We start from the raw sequence: 19,968 nt of genomic DNA, 5'->3' as shown, positions 1-19,968 counted from the left end.
CCGCATGGCGGCAACCCGGCTGTTCAACATGTTGGGGAATGATAATAACCAAAAAACACTACGATATGTAACTAGATAATTGCTACTACTTATTCCAATATCATATTACTCTTTTCTACCCATTTTTGCATCAGAATTTATGCGTTTTTCACAATAATTTTAGGTCCATGGTCCTATCGACAAAATTAGACAAAAACCAAGTTATAGTAAGTTGCAGGTTGAACTTGACTTTATATCATTACTTCATATAATATTTATTGTTGAGTAAGAATGCAATGCATTCGATGAATTTGGGCGGGTTGTGTCACCCTCACGTTATTTGTTACTGACAGGACAGCGGCTGAACTTTCCTGGCAGATCTTCCGGAAGATGACGGATAGAGCAAACAAATACGGCGCAAATAGAGCCCTAATGAAACTTTAATTAAAAAGGAGTCTATATAACATGGCACGTTACACCGGTCCTAAATTTAAATTAAGCCGTCGTCTGGGAATCTCCCTGAGCGGTACAGGTAAAGAATTGGCAAAACGCCCTTTCCCTCCAGGTCAGCATGGTCCTAACCAACGGAGAAAAGTAAGCAACTACGGTATGCAGCTTCAAGAAAAGCAAAAGCTGCGTCACATGTACGGCTTGGGCGAGAAGCAATTCCGCACCCTGTTTAACAAAGCTACCAGCATGAAAGGTATCGCGGGTGAGAACTTCATGTTCCTGCTTGAGAGCCGTCTGGACAACCTGGTTTACCGTCTTGGCTTCAGCAACTCCCGTGCGGGCGCTCGTCAATTGGTAGCTCACGGTCACGTGACTGTGAACGGCAAGAAAGTCGATATCGCTTCTTACGCTGTAAGCACTGGCGATGTAATCGGCCTTCGTGAAAGAAGCCGCAGCCTCTCTTCCATCAAGGAAGCTTTGGCTAACCGCGTGCATCTTCCAGCTTACCTCGAGTTTGATGAAGCAGCAATGGAAGGGAAATACATCCGTCTTCCAGAACGTTCCGAGCTTTCCCAAGACATCGACGAGAAACAAATCGTCGAGTTCTACAACCGTTAAGATTCATTCGGAACCCAAAAAACCTGAAGGCCCCGGCCTTCAGGTTTTTTTTGTCGAGCGCGGCTTTTTCTTCGAATCAAAAGGCTCCGCCTTAAACCAGGGGCCTTCAAAGCTTTTTTCCCGTATGAACTTGGCGGCATATGCATTGCACCCTTCCCAAAAAAGTCATTCTTCCTCAAAAAAGGACACCCTATATAGGTACACATGATTCAAAACCTTCGATTTATGCTATAATAGGTGCGTTAAAAGGAGGAGTATACATTCATGGTTGAGGAGAAAAAACAAGAGCCTGAACAACAGAAAAAACCGCGAAAACGGTCCTTTCTGCGGGTGCTGGGATCCGTCATCGGATGGCTCTTTGTGGTAGGTCTGATGGGCGTTTTGTTCGCCGGAGGAGCCGTAGCCGGTTATGTAACCTCTATTGTCGAGAATGAGCCGGTACGATCGCGTGCGCTCATTGAGAACACGGTGAACGATAATGCCATAACGGGCTTTGCCTACTTCGCGGATGGCTCACCGATCGGACAGCTTAGAACCGAAGAAGACAGACGACCTGTGGAGTTCAAGGAGATTCCCCAGCTTGTTAAAGATGCCGTCGTATCCATAGAAGACAACCGTTTTTATACACATAAGGGTGTTGACATAAAAGGTACCGCTCGCGCCGTGAAGGAGCGCGTGTTGAATGAGCCGGTTCAAACCGGCGGCAGCACATTGACGCAGCAGCTGGCCAGGCTTACTTTTTTAAGTCGTGACAAAACGGATAACCGTAAGGTAAAAGAAATGCTGCTGGCCATGCGGATGGAGCGCTTCTTAAGTAAAGACCAGATTTTGACGGCCTACTTGAACAAGGTTCCATACGGCAACGGCTCGAGCGGATATCAGCTGTTCGGGATCAAGGCAGCGGCAAGAGGAATATTCAACATCAACAATCTGAATGATCTGAATGTGGCCCAAGCTGCATACTTGGCAGGTCTTCCGCAGCTGCCATCCTCCTACTCGGCCTTCAACGGCAAAGGAGAATTTGATGAGAAATCGTTCAACCGGGCCATAAACCGCCAGCACCGCGTGCTGGCAAGCATGCTGGAAGAAGGTAAAATAACGCAAGCCGAATACGATGAGGCCAAAGCATTCGATATCAAAAAATCGCTGGCTCCTCGGACGCAGAAAGCCTATGTGACTTATCCTTATCTCATGATGGAAGTCGAACGTCAAGCATCGAACATTCTGATGCAGCTAAGCCAGGAAGCTGAAGAGAACGCAAAAGGCACGCAAGCGAACTCCGATCTGATGGACGCTTCCCGTGCTCAGCTGAGCACCGGCGGTTACCGTGTGTACACCACCATCGACCGGACGCTCTACAAGACCATGCGTTCCATTGCTGAGGATGACAGCAACTACTTGCCTGACAGCGCCGAAAAAGGAATGGAGCAAACCGCCGCGATGATGATCGACAACAAAACCGGCGCCATTCTCGGTATGATTGAGGGCAGGGACTTCAACACGGAACAAATGAATTATGCTACGCAAATGAAACGGCAGCCCGGATCTGCCATGAAACCTATTGCCGCCTACTTACCGGCACTTGATACGGGGGCGATTCAGCCTGCCAGCGTGGTGGACGATTCACCGATCATCTTAAAGGACTACAGCAAAGTATTCCATATCCCTAAAAACTCGTACACCGGGTACAGAGGATTGATGACGGCAAGACAGGCGCTGAACGATTCGACCAATACGGTGGCACTCAAGCTGTTTAACAACACGGTCGGCATTGAGAAGGCCTGGGAGTTTTCCAAGAAGCTGGGCATCACTACCTTGGAGGAAGACGATTATAATGCTTCAACCGGCGTACTGGGCGGATTGCATTACGGCGTGACCGTGGAAGAGCTGACGAACGCCTACAGTTCCATCGGCAATCAAGGCAAATTCACGGATGCATTCATGATCGAGAAAATCGTGGACTCCAAAGGCAATATTGTTTATAAACACGAAGTAAAGCCGGAGCAGGTATTCTCCGAGCAGACAGCGTACCTCATGACGGATATGCTGCGTACCGTCATTACGAACGGTACCGCCAGCAAGGTCCGGGATACGTACAAGAAATTCAATGAGGTTCCCGTCGTGGGTAAAACCGGCTCCACCCAGAACTACGGGGATGTTTGGTTCATGGGATACTCGCCCGATGTTACGCTTGGCGTATGGGTCGGATACAAGGAGCAAAAAAATACGCTTGTTGGCGACCAGCGCAAGCACGCCCAGGCCATCTGGGCCAGAATCATGAACGAAGCGACGGACGTGAAGCCGGAGCTGTTCCCAACCAAATCGTTCGAGAAGCCTGAAGGCATAACGTCCAAGACGGTCTCCGCTTACAGCGGCAAGCTGCCGACTTCCTTAACGGACAAATTCGTAACGGATCTGTTCAACGCGAAGTTCGTGCCTACCGAAAGCGATGACGGCATCGCCAAAGCAAAATACATTACCTATCGGGGCGTAAATTATATTCCACAGGAAGCAACGCCTTTGGATATGTTGAGAGAACAAATCGTAATCAAGCGCGAAAAGCCGATTGACGAGCTGATTGTGGAACTCCAGAACGCCTTGAAGGTTATGAAAGGTGAAAAGAAATCGCTGGAATCCTATCTTCCGCAAGACGCGAAAAAAGGAATGCCAAGCAAGGTCGACCCAAGAACGGACGACGGCAAGGCCCCTACTCCACCGAAAAACGTACACTATTCGGTGGGCAGCGGCTCCATCAGCTTTAATGCCAGCGGATCGCCTGATGTTGTCGGATACCGGCTCTTTAAGTCCGTGAACGGCAGCCCGTACACACATCAAGGTCAGGTCATTCTTGGCGACGAGAGCCTTGTCTTCTCAGGTCTTGGAGCTGACGGTGTATTTACGACCTATTACGTCGTCGCCGTTGACGTAGCCGGCAAGACGTCTGAGCCAAGCGCTATTGTGGGCGGCACAGCACCTGGATTCCCATTACCGGGCGACACCGAAACGAACCCGGATGACACCATCGATCAGCCTGATGACGGCCTCGCCGAGGAAGAGCCCGGTATCGATCCCGGACTTGGGAATGAAGGCGCGACGACCGTACCGTCTGCACCTGGCCAGCCGACACTCACAGCTACACCGGAGGGTTTCCAGGCCACTTGGAGCGGAAACGCTCCGGAAGAAGAGGTCATGGTCTACAATATCTATATCAGCCCGAACAGTGACGGGAACTACCAGATTCTCGGCTCCAGCAAGAGCACGGAGTTCTACTACACCTCGGGCAACCCGATTGGCGGCACCTTTAGAATTACCGCCGTCAATCCGATTGGTGAATCTGCAGCTTCGCCAGCCGTATATTTTGAGAAGAAATAGATCGTTTACGTAAAAACCAGCCCTTCTACAGACATTACTCTGTGGATGGGCTGGTTTTATTTTTAACTGGAGACAACGCTCTGAAATAAAAAAAGAGCCGGCCATGAACATGGCGGTTAGCCATCTTCATGCCAGCTCTGTTATGATCTGCTTATTAATCTTCGATCGTGGATAGATCGCCAGTCGGCAGATCCAGTTCCCAGGCTTTCAATACGCGCCGCATGATCTTACCGGAGCGCGTCTTCGGAAGTTTATCCTTAAACTCGATTTCACGCGGGGCGGCATGGGCGGAAAGGCCTTCCTTCACGAAACGATAGATTTCATCCTTGAGCTCCTGAGAAGGCGTATAGCCCTCACGCAGGGAGATAAAGGCCTTAATGATCTCGCCGCGTGTTACATCAGGCTTACCGATAACGCCGGCTTCGGCTACGGCCGGATGCTCAACGAGCTTGCTCTCCACCTCGAATGGCCCGATTCGCTCCCCGGACGAATTGATCACATCGTCGATTCTGCCCTGGAACCAGAAGTATCCATCCTCGTCCATATAGGCCGAGTCGCCGGAAATGTACCAGCCCGGAATACGGAAATACTCTTGATACTTCGCTTCGTTATTCCAGATGGTTCTCATCATGGACGGCCAAGGCGTCTTGATGGCCAGGTTCCCCATCGTGTATGGAGCAACTTCTTTCCCGTGATCGTCCAGGATCGCCGCCGTAATGCCCGGCAACGGGCGCCCCATGGATCCCGGCTTGATCGCCATCCCCGGATAGTTACAGATCAGCTGTCCTCCGGTCTCCGTCATCCACCATGTATCGTGGATACGCTGCTTGTAAGCCTTGTGTCCCCAACGCACCACCTCGGGGTTGAGCGGCTCGCCAACGGACAGCACGTGCCGTACATGGCTCAAATCATATTGGTCGATGAGATCGGAACCTGCCCCCATCAACATCCGGAAGGCAGTCGGAGCGCTGTACCATACCGTTACTTTGTTGTTTACCAATGTGCTGTACCAGTCCTGCGGGCTAAAGCGGCCTCCGCGAATGACATTGGTCACGCCGTTCAACCATGGCGCAAAAATACCGTATGACGTACCGGTTACCCAACCCGGGTCCGCCGTACACCAATATATATCGTCTTCCCTTAAATCCAGAACAACCTTGCCTGTATAATAATGCTGCACCATCGCGTTCTGCACGTGATACACGCCCTTCGGTTTCCCGGTTGAGCCTGATGTATAGTGCATGATCAAGCCGTCTTCCCGCTCGAGCCATTCAATCTCCAGCTCGCTGGATGCGGCTTCAACTTCCTTGTGGTAGTTTACTAGGCGCGGATCCTCTTCTTCCACTTCGCCAACGACAAAAATATGCTTCAGTTCGGGCAGCTCATCCCGTTTCACCCGTGACAACAGCGCAGGCGTCGTAATCAGCGCAACCGCTCCGCTATCCTCCAAGCGATCCTTTACCGCCGTCTCCATGAACGCCTCGAACAATGGGCCTACCACGGCACCAACCTTCAAAATACCAAGCAAACCGGCATAGAGCTCTGGGCCGCGCGGCATAAAGATAAATACCCGATCGCCTTTGTTCACGCCATATTTGCGCAGCACATTGCCGAACTTGTCGGATTTCTCTTTCAATTGCGCAAAAGTAAGAGTCTCCTCGCGGGCGGCGTCACTGTACAAGAGTGCTACCTTGTCTCCTCGTCCCTCCGCTACATGACGGTCGATTGCCTCGTACGCCATGTTTACTTTACCCGTCTCATACCAAGTAAAATGTCTCTCGATTTCGTCCCATGAAAATTCGGAGCGTGCCTGCTCGTAACTCTTCATATTGGAATGTGATACTTCACTTGGCAATATTTCGCTATGCGTTTGATTCATGATAACATCCTCCTCATTCTCAAATCGGTCTCCTCATAGTGGACAGCGCTTACAAAATGATTGAATGAAACATACATTTTACACATTGCGGCGGGTTATCACGTTGTCACAGTCATCGAGTCATTAACCCTTGGAATTCGCAAGGAAACATATCGTTAAGTACGATACAATTGTGAAGGTTTTATGTCGAAAAGATTATATCATAGCTTTTGTTTGCCTGTCATTGCTTTTCATTTTTTTATTTTTTTGCTATAAGTAGGGTATGGAATTGAAAGGAGCGTAACGGATGGAACACTGCAAGGTATACCAGTCTCATGTTTTGTTCCCTGAAGACCGCCGCCTGATCATCGAAGGACCTGTACCTCCCGAGCAGCTATCCGAACTGACCATGCACCCTGATCTCAAGGCTTTTCGTCGTCCTGCGGAGCAGCATGAGGCTTTGGTGGAAATTGCAGGCCTGCCCGAAGGCAGAATCATCATCACGAGAGACCGAGATATGATCGTAGGATACGTAACGTTTCATCACCCGGATGAGCAGGAACGCTGGTCTGAGGGCAATATGGAAGATTTGATCGAGCTTGGTGCCATCGAGGTTGCGAAAGACTACCGTTCCCTAGGCCTTGGGCAGCGGATGATCAAAACCGCATTCGAGGAAGGCCAGATGGAGCGCTACATCGTGTTTACAACCGAATACTACTGGCATTGGGACCTAAAAGGCAGCGGACTTAACGTGTGGGATTATCGCAAAATGATGGAGCGCTTAATGAAAGTCGTGGATATGGAATGGTACGCAACCGACGATCCGGAAATCTGCTCCCATCCCGCCAACTGCCTCATGGTCAGAATCGGACGGCACGTGCCGCTTTCATCGCAAGAACAATTCGACCGGATCCGTTTCAGACAGCGGTTTATGTATTAATTCGATTCTCAATAAAACAAACTCCCCTGGGCTTTGCTCAGGGGAGTTTGTGTATCTTTCGCTCATGCCGGATTAAGCATAACGAGCGCTTCCTATCATTTGCTGCTAGAGTTTGCCCAGCATATAGTTCACGATTTCATGAGAACGCTTGGAGGCTTTTACTGTAAACTCGGGGAAGTTGACATGCGCAGAACCGTCGGCCTTATCCGACATGGATCGGATCACCACATAAGGCACGCCGTTCATGTAACATACCTGGGCAACGGCAGAGCCTTCCATTTCCGCGCAAGCCCCGTTCAATTCCTCGTAGAGCGTCTGCACCGTATCGCGGCTGGCAATGAACTGGTCCCCGGACAGAACCTTCCCTACGATGTAATGATTCACCGCCTGCTCTTTGCAGGCCTCCTCCGCCAGTTGGATCAAAGAGGCGTCTGCGGGAAAATCGGACAGCTCCTGATACGGGATGACCCCGCGCGCATAGCCTAACGGCGTCACGTCCATATCATGCTGCATGCATGAGGAGGAGATCACGATATCGCCAATGTTGAGCTCCGGATGCAGCGCGCCCGCTACGCCGGTAAACAATATTTTGGAAACGCCGAAGAAGTCGATCAAGATCTGCGTGGTGACCGCTGCATTGACCTTGCCCACCCCGCTCTTGCATACGACGACCTGCTTGCCATGGATCGTTCCCGATGCATAGGTAACTCCTGCCTTAACGGTTGTTTCTTTATTCTCCAGTTGACCGAGCAGCAGCTCCACTTCTTCGTCCATCGCCCCGATAAGGCCGATCACCTGTGTTGTCATGTCGATATCCCTCCTGATTATAAGAGCGCATAAAAAATCCAACCAGAAAAAAGCCCCTTAAAACCAGGAGCTTTTCTCGAATCCATCTTGTTCATCTAAACGCTTGGTTTCAAGCAGCCTATTCGTTCACATGGCTGACCGAGAGGCGAAGAATCGTTTCATGCGGCAGAATCACGCGAGGATTCTCCACATTTTCCTTCTTCATCAGCTTGGTAAGCAAACGCATCGCTACGGCTCCCAGATCATACATCGGTTGGGCCACCGTTGTCAGCTGTGGTCGTACCATCGAAGCCATCCGGATATTGTCTACGCTGATGATCGAGAAGTCATCCGGCACTTTATAGCCTTCATCCTGAATGCTATGAATAGCGCCAATCGCCATCTCGTCGGTAGCGGCAAATATAGCGGTTGGTTTCTTCTTGAGGCCCAGGAAGTACTTCATCGCTTCCACGCCGGACTCATAACGATAGTTACCGATCCGCACCAAATCCTCTTGATACTCGATGCCTGCCGCTTCCAGCGCTTTTTTGTAGCCTTGGAAACGAGCATAGCCGTTTGCCGGATCCTGCAGCGTGCCGCTGATCATAGCGATCTCGCGGTGTCCGTGCCGAATCAGTGTGTTGACCGCATCAAACGCAGCCTGTTCATGATCGATGTCGACCGAAGGATAAGAACCTCTCTCATCGCTGGTCGCACAGAGAACAATCGGCACAGCCGATGTCTGGAACGCCTGGATATGCTCGTCCGTCACCGTTCCACCCATAAACAACAGCCCGTCCACTTGCTTCTCGAGCAAGGTGTTGATTACGCGGATTTCCTTTTCCTTACGTTTGTCGGCATTACACAAAATTATATTATAGTGATACATGTTAGCAATATCCTCAATACCACGGGCAATCTCCGCAAAGATCGAGTTTGAAATGTCAGGGATCACAACGCCGACGGTTGTGGTCTTCTTGCTGGCCAGGCCTCTGGCTACCGCATTCGGACGATACCCTAAACGTTCAATCGCTTCGTATACTTTTTTCCGGGTCTGAGGCTTAACGTTCGGGTTATTGTTTACAACCCGGGATACCGTCGCCATGGAAACGCCTGCTTCGCGCGCAACATCGTAAATGGTTACCGTCAAATTCCTTCTCTCCATTGCCAATAGATTTTCATTCGTTCAATACCAATTGAATTTATGATACGACAAATTACTGCTTTGTGCAACGACACGGCATCATATGCCGTCCAATTGAGCTTTCAGCGCTTCAGCCGTAATATGGGAATGGGATGTATGCCAGACTGGCGCTCCTTCTTTCACAAGTATAACTTGCGGCGATTCGTGTTGGATGTTCAGAGTTTCGGCAGCCTGGCTCGACACCGGTCGGTCCGCAATGACATCGATCCACACATAGTCGATCCGCTCGTTCGGCTGGTCCTCAAGGTAAGCTTGCACTTCCCTGTAGGCTCCGGCACTAATTGGGCATCTGGTACTATGTTTGAACAAAAGCAAGTGCTTCCGATCGGAAGATTCCAGCGTGCTGCGCAGCTCTTCTATACTAGTCATTTTCGTCAACGTCGCCATAGGATATACATTCCCTTCATTGTATTGAAGTTCCTATCCTCTATCCTAACAAAAAGTGCGTGAAAAATCCAACAACCACGAAAATTTTCTGAAAATTATCTTGCATAATTGCTCGAATTTTCAGGAATGAGAGATTTTATGGTGCTTAATTGCTCGAGACGCCCCTCAATTTGTCTCATCCAGTCGCCGTCGGCCAGGCTCTGGGCATAACGAAATAGATCCAACAGCATATTAATGCGCTCGTCAAACACTTCCATGCAGCGCGCCTGCCATTCTGCCGACGAATCATCATCGTATGTACGGAACACTTCACGAAGAACATATGCGGCTTCATTGACATCTGCGAACGAAACGCGTATTCGCTCGGTCTCATTGTTAATCGATGCGAGATAGCGAAGCAAATCCGGTTTAATAAGAGGCAGAAGCTCATACTTCCTGCAGGCCTGACAGGCATAAACAGGAACATCACATATCCGAGTTTTTCTTTCATGAATCAGCTTTCTTAATTCCAATTTCATACTTTGTCCGCAGTTGCAGGTTTTGAACAAAATGCCCACCCCAAATCCTATCAAGTAATCTAAAACCAACAGTCCCATGTCACAAATCTGTCACCTGAATTAGTTCTATTCGACTATCATACCAGAGAATCCTGCAAATTTGTGATAATGCTTTATTTACCAGAAATGTTTTCAAATGTTCCTTCTTCGGACGCTTCCATGAAACTCCTCCCCATATTTGTTACAATGAATACAGTCTTAAAGGACCGAATGCGCAGCGTTACGGTTTTAACAAGATTTTTGAGAAAGGAGCTAGGCCAATGATGCGATTGACTGGAAAAAAGGTTATAGCGCTTGTAGATGAAGAATTCGAGGATTTGGAGCTATGGTATCCCGTTTACCGGGTCCGCGAGGAAGGGGCGGAAGTCCATCTCGCCGGGCTGGAAAAGGGTAAAACTTACACCGGCAAATATGGCGTACCGGCTCAGGCCGAGTATTCGTTTGAAGAGCTGAACAGCAAGGATTATGACGGAATACTCGTACCGGGCGGCTGGGCGCCGGACAAGCTGCGCCGATATGATAAAGTGCTGCAACTGGTGAAAGAAATGAATGAGGACCAGAAGCCGATCGGACAGATCTGCCATGCAGGATGGGTGCTGATCTCCGCCAAAATCCTGGACGGAGTTACCGTTACTTCCACGCCGGGAATCCGCGACGATATGGAAAATGCCGGTGCGATCTGGAAGGATGAGGCGGTTGTGACCGACGGACATATTATTTCCGCACGCCGGCCTCCGGATCTTCCGCCATACGGCAAAGCCTTCTGCGATGCGCTGGCGCAGCAAGGCAAATAATTGCTCCTTACCCCCATGTACAGAAACAGCCGCCTTTGTCACCAGGGCTCCCTGGTGAGATAGGCGGCTGTTTTTTTATGCTCATATAGCTTGTCCTTTAAAAAAAGAAGCCTGGAAAAAGTCGATGATCCCTATCTTAACGGTTAAGACGCCGTGCTGTCCGTCCCGTTGGTTCCGTTCAGATAACTGCTCCGTTCGGCAAAAGCGCTAAGACGTTCTTCGACAGCGGAGCTGGTACGCAGCTTGAAGCAAGCCGCCGCCTCTCCTTTCGCTTCTGCCGCATTCGTATTCAAAATGCGATGCTTCACGCGGAGCAGGGATTGCGGAGACATGCTCAAATCCTTAACCCCGAGCTCAAGCCAAAGCGGAATCGCTCTTTCGTCTCCGGCCAGTTCTCCGCACACGCTGACCGGAATCCCTGCCCCATGGGCAGCCTCCACCGTCGTCCGGAGCATGCGCAAAATGGCAGGATGAAACGGATGATACATATGCGCGATCTGCTCGTTCATCCGGTCCACGGCCAGAACATACTGAACCAGGTCATTGGTCCCGATGCTGAAGAAATCGGCCTCTTCTGCCAGCAAATCCGAGATCGTGACCGCTGCAGGCACCTCGATCATGATGCCGACCTTTATGTTCGGATCATAGGCGATGCCGCGTCGGTCCAAATCGGCCATGGCACGCCGCAGCACGGCATTGGCCTGCTTGACTTCTTCTACCGATGAAATCATCGGATACATGATTTTGACGTTGCCGTATGCGCTGGCTCTCAGTATCGCGGTAAGCTGGGTCTGGAACGGTTCGGTTCGGTCCAAGCTGATGCGGATGGCGCGGTACCCGAGGAAGGGGTTTTCTTCTTCCGGAAGCGCGAAATAATCCAGCTGCTTATCGCCGCCAATATCCAGCGTACGAATCACGACGGACGCCTGGCCTGCGTTCTCCGCAACCAGTTTATACACTTCGAACTGCTCTTCCTCCGTCGGGAAGTTGTGCCGGTCCATATACAAAAATTCCGTTCGGAACAATCCGACTCCCTGCGCGCCGTTCTTCAGCGCAATCTCCATTTCCTTAACGGAATTCATGTTCGCGGCCAGGTTAAAGTATGTTCCGTCCTTGGTTACCGCATCAACGGCTGCCAGGAGCTGCAGCTGCTCTTTCTTTTTCCGCTGCTGGTCCCGGATGCCTTCATACCGCTCCACGATGAGCGTGTCAGGCTCCAAATAGAGCAACCCCTCATCTCCGTCCACCACCAACTGCTGTCCGGTCTGGATCGGTTTATCCAGCTTGTTCTCGATCCCCGAAACAAGCGGTATACCCAGCGCGCGGGCCATGATCGCCGAATGAGAGGTCTTGCCGCCGGTCATCGTCACGATACCAAGAACGTGGGAAGGGTTCAGGTGAACGAGCTGCGACGGGGAGAGCTCCTTCGCAACCAAAATGTAAGGCTGCGTATCGGCCGGGAGCTTCACTTCGGGAGCACCAAGAAGATGCTTCAGCAGCCGATTGCCGACATCCTTAATATCAAGCGCCCGCTCCTTCATATACTCGTCGTCCAGCAGATCGAACATGGATACGAAATGATCGATCGCCTCTTTTACCGCCACCTCGGCAGCCTTGTACTGGCGCTCGATGATCCCTTGAATTTCGTTCATGAACACGGGATCCTCCAGTATGGCCAGATGCGCGTCAAAAATCTGCGACTCCTCGTGCCCCACCATTTCCTTGAATTCGTTCTTGATGTATTCAATTTCATTCTTGGAGGTTCGTATGCCTTCATATAAGCGCTCGAACTCTTTGGCTAAATCGACAGCGTCCATTTCGGAATCCGGAAGATCCAGCTCCCAATGCGGCAGTACGAAAGCCTTACCGATAGCTACGCCTGTTGCTGCGCCAATGCCTTGTATCATGATTCTCTACCCCCAGCATTACTCTCATTTAATACGACGGACATGACAGATGACTGTCCTCTCTTCACGGTCTTGAACGGAGCATAGCTCCAGGATCTTACTTTATCGGGATTGGTGATTACCATTGGCGTGGCCAGCGATGCGGCATGTGTCTTTAAATACGCCAAATCGAACTTGACCAGCAGTTGCCCCGGTTCAACGGTATCCCCTTCGCTGACCACAGCCGTAAACGGTCCTTTCAGCTGGGAAGTGTCGATCCCGATATGAATCAATACCTCAAGCCCTTCCGGCGTTGAAATCCCGATGGCATGCATCGTCGGATACACGTGCATGACCGTGCCGTATACCGGTGATACAAGCTCTCCTTTTTCCGGTATGAAGGCGACGCCGTTGCCGACCAGCTTCGCGGCAAAAATATCATCCGGCACTTCGTCAATCGGAAGCATGCGTCCCTGTACGGGCGCGCTGAACAGAACGCGCGGCAAATCCTGCTGCATCAGCTTGTTTATCTCTTCGCGGATGAGCTCGGAATACGTCCCGAACACCACTTGCACGTTCCCTCCGCCCAGCTTGATAATGCCGGCTGAACCGAGCAATTTCAGTGCGTCAGAATCAATCTGACGATCATTGTACACGGTCAATCGCAGACGCGTCATGCAGGACTGCACCTGAACGATGTTGTCTTTGCCTCCAAGCGCCTCCAGAATGAGCGGCGCCTGATAGGGAATATCGCCTGCCCGGCCTTCCAGCGCCGAGCCCTCCTCGCGCCCCGGCGTGGGGATTTCGAAGGTGCGTATCGCCCAGCGGAACAGAAAATAGTAGACGATGCCGTACACGGCCCCGATCGGTATGATGATCCAGGCGTTCTGCGATAAATGGAAGTTGAGCACGTAATCGATGAATCCGGCCGAGTACGAAAAACCGTGATGGATGTCAAATGCATAGGTAAGGACCATCGCGAAACCGGCCATCAAGGCGTGGAGCACATACAGATATGGAGACGCAAATAAAAACGCGAACTCGATCTGCTCCGAAACCCCGGTCAAAAAACAGACAAGCGCGGACCGCATAAACGTCTTTTTCACTTTCGGCTTCAGATCTTCACGCGCTTCCTGGATAATGGCAAACGCGATCGCCGGCAGGGCAAACATCATGATCGGGAACAAACCGGCCATGAAGTCGCCGGCCGTGGGATCCCCCGCGAAGAACCGGGGCAGATCCCCCTGCACGACGGTACCATCCTCCGTCTCGTAGGAGCCCAACTGAAACCAATACACATTGTTTAACAAATGATGCAGACCGAAGGCCGTGAGTACGCGGTACAAAATTCCGTATAGAAACAAACCGAAAGCTCCCATATGTACGGTCAGATCATAAAAAGCATCTAACCCGCGCTGCACAAGGGGTGCTGTCCCCAGCATGATCCAAGCGAATATCGTTGAGAACAATCCCATGAACAGCAGTACAAATCTGGAGCCTCCAAAAAACTGTATGGCTTCGGGAAGCTTAATATGTTTGAACCGGTTATACACGTAACCGGACATTACCCCAAATATAATGCCGATCAAGGTCGAGGGCTGTACGCTCCCGTCTCCCAGACGGGATATGACCTGATCATAGATGAACATGCCGGCAAGGGCGGCGAGTCCGGCGGGACCTCCCTGATTCGAGAGTCCCCATGCGACGCCAATGGCAAATAAATACGGCATGTAATAAAACACCCCGTGCCCCGCTGCCTGAGCGATTTCGCCCAAGGTTCCGAAGCCCCACGCCGACCATGGCAAACTCCCCACGCTAAGCAGGAGAGCTGCCGCCGGAAGCGCCATTGTAGGGAGCATGACTGCTCTGCCCAGCTGTTGCAACGATCCCAACCAATTCAAGGCGAGCCCTCCTTTCTATCCTTGATGGTAAGCGCTGCGCCTGTTTTTGTCAAAAAGAATTAAGGGCAAATGCCCACAGCAAAAGCAAGCCCTGCAAACAGAACGGCGACAGAACCGGACCATGTCCAGTCTGCCACCGGCTGTTTTCTACGCAAGACTTGCCTATTCTTCCGAAATGCGCTTTGAAGTTTAACGGCCGCCCAATGCGATGGAATCCTCGACCTTGATGCAGCGGTCCATAATCGCGATCATGCCGCTGCTTTCGGCGATGGCCGCCGCCTCCTCACTGATGATTCCCTGCTGCAGCCAGAGCACCTTCGCACCGATCTCGGCGGCTTCCCGTGCTACATCGGCGCAGTATTCGCTGCGCCGGAACACATTGACGATATGGATCGGCTCGGGAATGTCCTTCAGGGAAGGATAACTTTTCTCGCCGAGGATTTCGGTTGCACCAGGGTTTACCGGGATGATCCGGTATCCGCGTTGCTGCATCGCGGCAGAAACCATATGGGATGTGCGGTCCGGCCGATCGGACAGGCCAACGACAGCGATATTGCCCGCATTTCGTAAAATATCCGCGATTTCTTCGCGCGTAGGATTTTCAAATGCCATGGTTCATGACCACCTTTCCGTTCCTTATCGATGAGAATCTTGTCCTATTCCTCTATTTTACCCATTCTACATCGGCGCCAAGCGCCTTCATGTGATCAAAATATTGCGGGTACGACTTGGCTACATGGTGGGCGTCCTTGATCCGGATCGGCTGTCCTGCGCGCAGCCCGACCACCGTGAGGGCCATGATCACCCGGTGATCGTAATGGGCATTGATCTCAACCCCGCCTTCGACGCCGTCCGGACGGCCATGAACGATAATCTCGGCCTGGCGCTCCTCCACGTTGGCTCCTGCTTTACGCAGTTCGGTCAAATAATCCGTAATCCGGTCGCATTCCTTGTAACGGAGATTCTCCACGTTGTAGAACCGGGAGGTTCCTTCGGCAAACACGGCTGCCGCCACCATCGCGAGCACCGCGTCCGTCGCCGCGTCTCCGTCGAATTGGAGCGCCTTCAGGGTGCGGTTGCCCTGCACATGGACATTTCCGTTCTCATGCGTGAGCGGAACCTCCATCATTCGAAGAACGTCGATAATGGCGCGCTCGCCCTGCTTGCTGTCCTCCGACAGATTGCGGATCGTTACATCGGACTGCGTAACCGCGGCAGCCGCCAGCACGGCAGCAGACCCCGGATAATCGCCTTGAACCGTATAGGTCTTGGCTTCGTAGGATTGCCCTCCGGGAACCCGGAAGAACGTATAGTCGTCCGCTGCGTGAATCGTAATGCCGGCCTGCTCCAGCACTTCCAGGGTCTGACCGATCACGACCTTGGATTTCAGATCTCCGGTAACGGTGATCTCGCTGTCTTCGGCAAGCAATGGAGTCAAGAACAACAGGGCGCTTAAATACTGCGAGCTTACTTCGCCTGAAACGGTGAGTTTGCCGCCCTTCGGTTGGCCGCCGCGAATGGTGATGGGCAGCCTGCCATCGTTATGCTCCACTTCCACGCCCAATTGGCCAAGGGTCTCAATGAGATCGTCATGAGGACGCTTGCCCAGTGATTCCGGGTACGCATTGACGAAGGTAACCTCTTTAGACAATGCCGTTACGCCCATCAAGAAGCGCAGGACGGCACCGGCGTTGCCAACGTTCAGCTCCTTCACATCCCGCGGCGATTTGCCAAAGCCCGTAATCACGGCTTTTTCCTCGTCCTCCTCGATCACGGCTCCGAGATCCCGGATACAGCGTCTCATCGCGTCGCTATCCTCGCTGTGGGCAGGATAATAAATCGTGCTCGTTCCTTCCGCTAGGGCAGCCACAAGCAGGTAACGGGTGGTATAGTTTTTGGAGGACAGCGCTCCGATCTCCCCTTTTAATATAGGCGTAGGCCTGACGATAACATCCATCGTATGTATCTCTCCCTTGTATATAGTGTTGCGATTACCAGCATTACAATCTCCCTAGGATAAATTGACAGGGAAAGAACCGCTTGGTTATCATAGTTCATGTGAACTGGAAAATCAGATCGTTTGCGATCTTACTCATTTATGCTAAGAAAAGAGGTCTATATGATGAAACCGATCCCTCAAATGGAAACTTCGGAGCTTAGAAGCCGGCTTCAAAACGGCGAACAGGTGTACATGATTGATGTCCGCGAGGATGAAGAGGTTGCCGCCGGGATGATCAGCGGTGCCAAGCATATCCCGATGGGCGAGATTCCGAACCGCCTGGACGAAATTCCGCGCGACCAAGAGGTTGTCTTTATCTGCCGGAGCGGCGGACGCAGTCAACACGTATGCGAATTTCTCAATCACCAGGGCTTGAACAACGTGATCAACATGAAGGGCGGCATGCTGCAGTGGCATGACGATGAAGTATAGGCAAGCCGTAAAGAAGGTGCGGGATGAACATGATCCCCGCCTTTTTTTGCTTGTGCTTGAATCCTGCTCGCAAGCTCCCTTGTTTAAACCCTCAGGTCTTATCCATCTCCATGCCAAGCCGGGTCCGCTTATCATCTTAGCCGCGGTAATGCGTTAAAATGTCAGCCGCCACTTCATCCGCGGATCGGCCAACCGTATCCACCATCACGTCCGCAAACCGGTATTTGTCCTTTCGCTCATCGAGGATGCGCCGAACCCTCTCTTCCACATCGCCCGCAAGCAGCGGCCGGTTGGCATCGCCCCGTACGCGTTCCACGATGCTGGCGGCATCCGCTGTGAGGGCAACGACCCAGCCCCCGCGTTTCATTACGTCGCAATTGTCGGAACGAAGGACGGCTCCGCCGCCGGATGCCAGGACGATTCCATCCCGGAGCAAAACGCTGCGCAATGCAGCGGATTCAGCCTCGCGGAAATACGGCTCTCCCTCCGTTTCAAACATCTCGGAAATCGTTCTGCCTTCCATTCTCTCAATTTCCGCATCCAGATCTATCAAGTTGTAGCCGAGCGAGTCTGCCACGAGGCGCCCCACGGTTGACTTGCCCGTACCCATCATCCCGATCAGAATGATGTTTCTACCCAGCTTATCCAATTTCACACCCCATTCGCTGCTTCACTGTAAAGGTTGTTCATATCATACCACAGCCCCAAATCTTTCGACAATGGACCCGACTCTCTAAATTGTAATCCAATTGCCTCAAGCCAAGCCCCTATTTATGGAGTCTATCTTGTTCCCAAGCATCATACACTGTTACAAGAATGCAAGATTAGAAGAAAGGAATGAACCCATGGTGCCATTTCATCCAACCGGACTCTCTTCCTCGGCCAAGCGGATCCGCCGGATGCTCGATCCATCCTACCCGCTGTGCCGCGAGGACGTGATGTGGGTGCTTCATTTTGTCCAAAAAAAAGTGGCTCTGAAGGATCCTGCGCTGCAAGATCTTTCAAAGCCACGGTTGCTGCAAAATTTCAACAGTTATTGCGAAGCCGCGCTGCTCTTGCTCGGAAGCGGAAACCACTTTCACACAAAGAACGGCGACATCCGCACCTGTCTCTTAGAAGCCATGCACGGGCTTCCCGAGCTGGCGGAGGCTATCTCCCCTACTAAAGCCCGCACGTTTGAATCGATGCCCTCGATCCCTGAGGACGATATCCATACTGCTGCAAGAGAGCAGAATTAGTCCATCCGGGAAGAGTCGAATTCACGCTGCCGATAAAAGAGCAGGATTACTCCATCCAGTTGTAGTGGAAGGTTCCTTCTTTGTCAACGCGTTTAAAGGTGTGCGCTCCGAAGTAGTCGCGCTGAGCCTGCAGCAGGTTCGCTGGCAGGTTCGCCGTACGGTAGCTGTCGTAGTATGCAAGCGCGCTGGAGAATCCAGGCACCGGAATGCCCAAGGAAACCGCGGAAGCTACAACTTTACGCCATGCATCTTGATAGGATTCGATTATATCGGTAAAGAACGGATCCAGCAGCAGGTTCTTAAGCTCCGGATTGTTCTCATACGCATCGGTGATGTTCTGCAGGAAGCGGGAACGGATAATGCAGCCGCCGCGCCAGATTTTAGCGAGATTGCCGTATTGCAGGTTCCAGCCGTATTCATCGGACGCTACGCGAAGCTGTGCGAAGCCTTGAGCGTAGGATACGATCTTGCTCGCAAACAGCGCTTTGCGCACATTTTCGATGAACTCGGCTTTGTCGCCGTCAAATGCAGGCGTTTTTGGACCATTCAGGATTTTGCTTGCCGCAACGCGCTCTTCTTTCATCGCGGAGAGGAAACGGGAGAATACGGATTCGGTGATCATGGAAAGCGGCACGCCCAGATCCAGGGAGCTTTGGCTTGTCCATTTGCCCGTTCCTTTTTGACCCGCCGTATCCAGGATGACGTCAACCATCGGCTTGCCGGTTTCTTCGTCGTATTTGGAGAAAATGTCAGCCGTGATCTCGATCAGGTAGCTGTCGAGTTCGCCTTGGTTCCACTCCGTGAAGATTCCGTGAAGATCCTTCGCATCGAGGCCGAGTACGTCTTTCAGCAATTGATACGCTTCGCAAATGAGCTGCATATCGCCATATTCGATACCGTTGTGAACCATTTTTACATAATGGCCGGCACCGTCCGGTCCGATATATGTACAGCAAGGCTCTTCGTTAACCTTCGCGGAAATGGCTGTCAGAATAGGCTCAACCAGCTTATAGGCACTTTCCTGTCCGCCTGGCATGATCGATGGGCCTTTCAATGCGCCTTCTTCGCCGCCGGAAACACCTGCACCGATAAAGTTAAAGCCTTTTTCAGCCAACTCTTTGCTGCGGCGCTGCGTATCAGGGAAATAAGCGTTACCGCCGTCGATGATGATATCGCCTTGGTCCAAATGAGGAATCAGCTGTTCAATCGTAGCGTCCGTAGCTTGTCCTGCCTGTACCATGATCAGGATTTTGCGAGGAGTTTCAAGGGAATCCACGAATTCTTCGATCGAGAACGTTCCCTTCACTTGCTTGCCTTCGGTTTCCTTCAGCATATCTTCCGTTTTTTGCGGAGAGCGGTTATATACGGAAACGGTGAAGCCTTTGCTTTCGATGTTCAGGGCCAGGTTTTTTCCCATTACAGCAAGGCCAATCACACCGATTTGTTGTTTTGACATCTGGTTCTCCATCCTTTGCTCCAATATATTTTTAAACAACCCATCCCTACGAGATGATTTGCAATAATCTTATATTAACGTTTTTCATTTGACAAGTGAACCCCTGTCACA

General features: G+C 51.5%; 17 protein-coding genes. 6 read left to right on the top strand and 11 right to left on the bottom strand.

What is annotated here, in order from left to right; translation table 11 throughout:
* Positions 1–444: 444 nt before the first annotated feature.
* Both rpsD and P0X86_RS10625 read left to right on the top strand, forming a co-directional pair.
* Positions 445–1,047 carry a 30S ribosomal protein S4 gene (rpsD, locus tag P0X86_RS10630; RefSeq protein WP_009589567.1) on the top strand — a complete coding sequence of 201 codons (603 nt, stop codon included), beginning with the start codon at positions 445–447 and terminating at the stop codon, positions 1,045–1,047.
* A gap of 264 nt (positions 1,048–1,311) precedes the next feature.
* Entirely contained in the window at positions 1,312–4,419 is a 3,108-nt protein-coding gene (locus P0X86_RS10625; RefSeq protein ID WP_277748484.1) for a transglycosylase domain-containing protein, read from the top strand.
* 154 nt (positions 4,420–4,573) lie between these two features.
* Here the strand turns inward: P0X86_RS10625 and acsA are convergent, their stop codons facing one another.
* The gene (acsA, locus tag P0X86_RS10620) at positions 4,574–6,298 is read right to left on the bottom strand and encodes an acetate--CoA ligase (RefSeq protein WP_096773127.1); all 1,725 of its coding nucleotides are present in this window, start codon (positions 6,296–6,298) and stop codon (positions 4,574–4,576) included.
* A gap of 286 nt (positions 6,299–6,584) precedes the next feature.
* On the opposite strand from acsA, the gene P0X86_RS10615 reads away from it, so the two are divergent.
* Entirely contained in the window at positions 6,585–7,217 is a 633-nt protein-coding gene (locus P0X86_RS10615; protein WP_009589652.1) for a GNAT family N-acetyltransferase, read from the top strand.
* A 105-nt stretch (positions 7,218–7,322) separates the two neighbouring features.
* Here P0X86_RS10615 and P0X86_RS10610 read toward each other — a convergent pair whose 3' ends face one another.
* The 4 genes from P0X86_RS10610 to P0X86_RS10595 all read right to left on the bottom strand — a co-directional run bounded on the left by P0X86_RS10610 (position 7,323) and on the right by P0X86_RS10595 (position 10,190).
* Positions 7,323–8,024: a 5'-methylthioadenosine/adenosylhomocysteine nucleosidase gene (locus P0X86_RS10610; protein WP_277748483.1), complete on the bottom strand. Its 702-nt coding sequence runs from the start codon at positions 8,022–8,024 to the stop codon at positions 7,323–7,325.
* A 118-nt stretch (positions 8,025–8,142) separates the two neighbouring features.
* Positions 8,143–9,153 carry a catabolite control protein A gene (ccpA, locus tag P0X86_RS10605; protein ID WP_015734310.1) on the bottom strand — a complete coding sequence of 337 codons (1,011 nt, stop codon included), beginning with the start codon at positions 9,151–9,153 and terminating at the stop codon, positions 8,143–8,145.
* 93 nt (positions 9,154–9,246) lie between these two features.
* The gene (gene ytxJ / locus P0X86_RS10600) at positions 9,247–9,594 is read right to left on the bottom strand and encodes a bacillithiol system redox-active protein YtxJ (RefSeq protein WP_277748482.1); all 348 of its coding nucleotides are present in this window, start codon (positions 9,592–9,594) and stop codon (positions 9,247–9,249) included.
* A 95-nt stretch (positions 9,595–9,689) separates the two neighbouring features.
* A complete protein-coding gene (locus P0X86_RS10595; RefSeq protein ID WP_277748481.1) occupies positions 9,690–10,190 on the bottom strand; it encodes a hypothetical protein in 501 nt (166 codons plus the stop codon).
* Positions 10,191–10,411: 221 nt separating this feature from the next.
* Between P0X86_RS10595 and P0X86_RS10590 the strand changes: the two genes are divergently transcribed.
* Entirely contained in the window at positions 10,412–10,945 is a 534-nt protein-coding gene (locus tag P0X86_RS10590) for a type 1 glutamine amidotransferase domain-containing protein (protein ID WP_036665937.1), read from the top strand.
* A 143-nt stretch (positions 10,946–11,088) separates the two neighbouring features.
* Here the strand turns inward: P0X86_RS10590 and ptsP are convergent, their stop codons facing one another.
* From ptsP to aroA, 4 genes are all read right to left on the bottom strand, one after another.
* A complete protein-coding gene (gene ptsP, locus P0X86_RS10585) occupies positions 11,089–12,852 on the bottom strand; it encodes a phosphoenolpyruvate--protein phosphotransferase (protein WP_192569181.1) in 1,764 nt (587 codons plus the stop codon).
* Positions 12,849–14,732 carry a glucose PTS transporter subunit IIA gene (locus tag P0X86_RS10580; protein ID WP_036665939.1) on the bottom strand — a complete coding sequence of 628 codons (1,884 nt, stop codon included), beginning with the start codon at positions 14,730–14,732 and terminating at the stop codon, positions 12,849–12,851. Before P0X86_RS10580 ends, ptsP begins: the two co-directional genes overlap by 4 nt.
* A gap of 189 nt (positions 14,733–14,921) precedes the next feature.
* Complete coding sequence (locus P0X86_RS10575) at positions 14,922–15,344, bottom strand: CoA-binding protein (protein ID WP_096773123.1); 423 nt, start codon at positions 15,342–15,344, stop codon at positions 14,922–14,924.
* 52 nt (positions 15,345–15,396) lie between these two features.
* The gene (gene aroA / locus P0X86_RS10570) at positions 15,397–16,689 is read right to left on the bottom strand and encodes a 3-phosphoshikimate 1-carboxyvinyltransferase (protein WP_096773122.1); all 1,293 of its coding nucleotides are present in this window, start codon (positions 16,687–16,689) and stop codon (positions 15,397–15,399) included.
* Positions 16,690–16,854: 165 nt separating this feature from the next.
* On the opposite strand from aroA, the gene P0X86_RS10565 reads away from it, so the two are divergent.
* Positions 16,855–17,163 carry a rhodanese-like domain-containing protein gene (locus P0X86_RS10565; protein WP_175320732.1) on the top strand — a complete coding sequence of 103 codons (309 nt, stop codon included), beginning with the start codon at positions 16,855–16,857 and terminating at the stop codon, positions 17,161–17,163.
* A gap of 136 nt (positions 17,164–17,299) precedes the next feature.
* On the opposite strand, the gene P0X86_RS10560 is transcribed toward P0X86_RS10565, so the two are convergent.
* Positions 17,300–17,818 carry a shikimate kinase gene (locus P0X86_RS10560; protein WP_015734304.1) on the bottom strand — a complete coding sequence of 173 codons (519 nt, stop codon included), beginning with the start codon at positions 17,816–17,818 and terminating at the stop codon, positions 17,300–17,302.
* Positions 17,819–18,008: 190 nt separating this feature from the next.
* Between P0X86_RS10560 and P0X86_RS10555 the strand changes: the two genes are divergently transcribed.
* The gene (locus P0X86_RS10555; RefSeq protein WP_192569182.1) at positions 18,009–18,401 is read left to right on the top strand and encodes a hypothetical protein; all 393 of its coding nucleotides are present in this window, start codon (positions 18,009–18,011) and stop codon (positions 18,399–18,401) included.
* A 46-nt stretch (positions 18,402–18,447) separates the two neighbouring features.
* Here P0X86_RS10555 and gndA read toward each other — a convergent pair whose 3' ends face one another.
* Positions 18,448–19,857: an NADP-dependent phosphogluconate dehydrogenase gene (gndA, locus tag P0X86_RS10550; protein ID WP_277748480.1), complete on the bottom strand. Its 1,410-nt coding sequence runs from the start codon at positions 19,855–19,857 to the stop codon at positions 18,448–18,450.
* Between the last annotated feature and the right edge of the window lie 111 nt (positions 19,858–19,968).

The organism is Paenibacillus sp. BR1-192, from assembly GCF_029542445.1.
In the GTDB taxonomy this organism is placed as follows: domain Bacteria; phylum Bacillota; class Bacilli; order Paenibacillales; family Paenibacillaceae; genus Paenibacillus_AQ; species Paenibacillus_AQ lautus_A.
The sequence above is the reverse complement of the archived record's forward strand: the minus strand, read 5'-3'. Positions and strand labels throughout refer to the sequence as shown.

Excerpts from the sequence above, each read along its gene's own strand:
- rpsD (WP_009589567.1), top strand. The coding sequence starts at position 445 with ATGGCACGTTACACCGGTCCTAAATTTAAATTAAGCCGTCGTCTGGGA.
- P0X86_RS10610 (WP_277748483.1), bottom strand. The coding sequence starts at position 8,024 with ATGACAACACAGGTGATCGGCCTTATCGGGGCGATGGACGAAGAAGTG.
- P0X86_RS10555 (WP_192569182.1), top strand. The coding sequence starts at position 18,009 with ATGGTGCCATTTCATCCAACCGGACTCTCTTCCTCGGCCAAGCGGATC.
- P0X86_RS10595 (WP_277748481.1), bottom strand. The coding sequence starts at position 10,190 with ATGGGACTGTTGGTTTTAGATTACTTGATAGGATTTGGGGTGGGCATT.
- aroA (WP_096773122.1), bottom strand. The coding sequence starts at position 16,689 with ATGGATGTTATCGTCAGGCCTACGCCTATATTAAAAGGGGAGATCGGA.
- gndA (WP_277748480.1), bottom strand. The coding sequence starts at position 19,857 with ATGTCAAAACAACAAATCGGTGTGATTGGCCTTGCTGTAATGGGAAAA.
- acsA (WP_096773127.1), bottom strand. The coding sequence starts at position 6,298 with ATGAATCAAACGCATAGCGAAATATTGCCAAGTGAAGTATCACATTCC.
- ytxJ (WP_277748482.1), bottom strand. The coding sequence starts at position 9,594 with ATGGCGACGTTGACGAAAATGACTAGTATAGAAGAGCTGCGCAGCACG.
- P0X86_RS10590 (WP_036665937.1), top strand. The coding sequence starts at position 10,412 with ATGATGCGATTGACTGGAAAAAAGGTTATAGCGCTTGTAGATGAAGAA.
- P0X86_RS10575 (WP_096773123.1), bottom strand. The coding sequence starts at position 15,344 with ATGGCATTTGAAAATCCTACGCGCGAAGAAATCGCGGATATTTTACGA.
- P0X86_RS10615 (WP_009589652.1), top strand. The coding sequence starts at position 6,585 with ATGGAACACTGCAAGGTATACCAGTCTCATGTTTTGTTCCCTGAAGAC.
- ptsP (WP_192569181.1), bottom strand. The coding sequence starts at position 12,852 with ATGATACAAGGCATTGGCGCAGCAACAGGCGTAGCTATCGGTAAGGCT.
- P0X86_RS10565 (WP_175320732.1), top strand. The coding sequence starts at position 16,855 with ATGAAACCGATCCCTCAAATGGAAACTTCGGAGCTTAGAAGCCGGCTT.
- P0X86_RS10625 (WP_277748484.1), top strand. The coding sequence starts at position 1,312 with ATGGTTGAGGAGAAAAAACAAGAGCCTGAACAACAGAAAAAACCGCGA.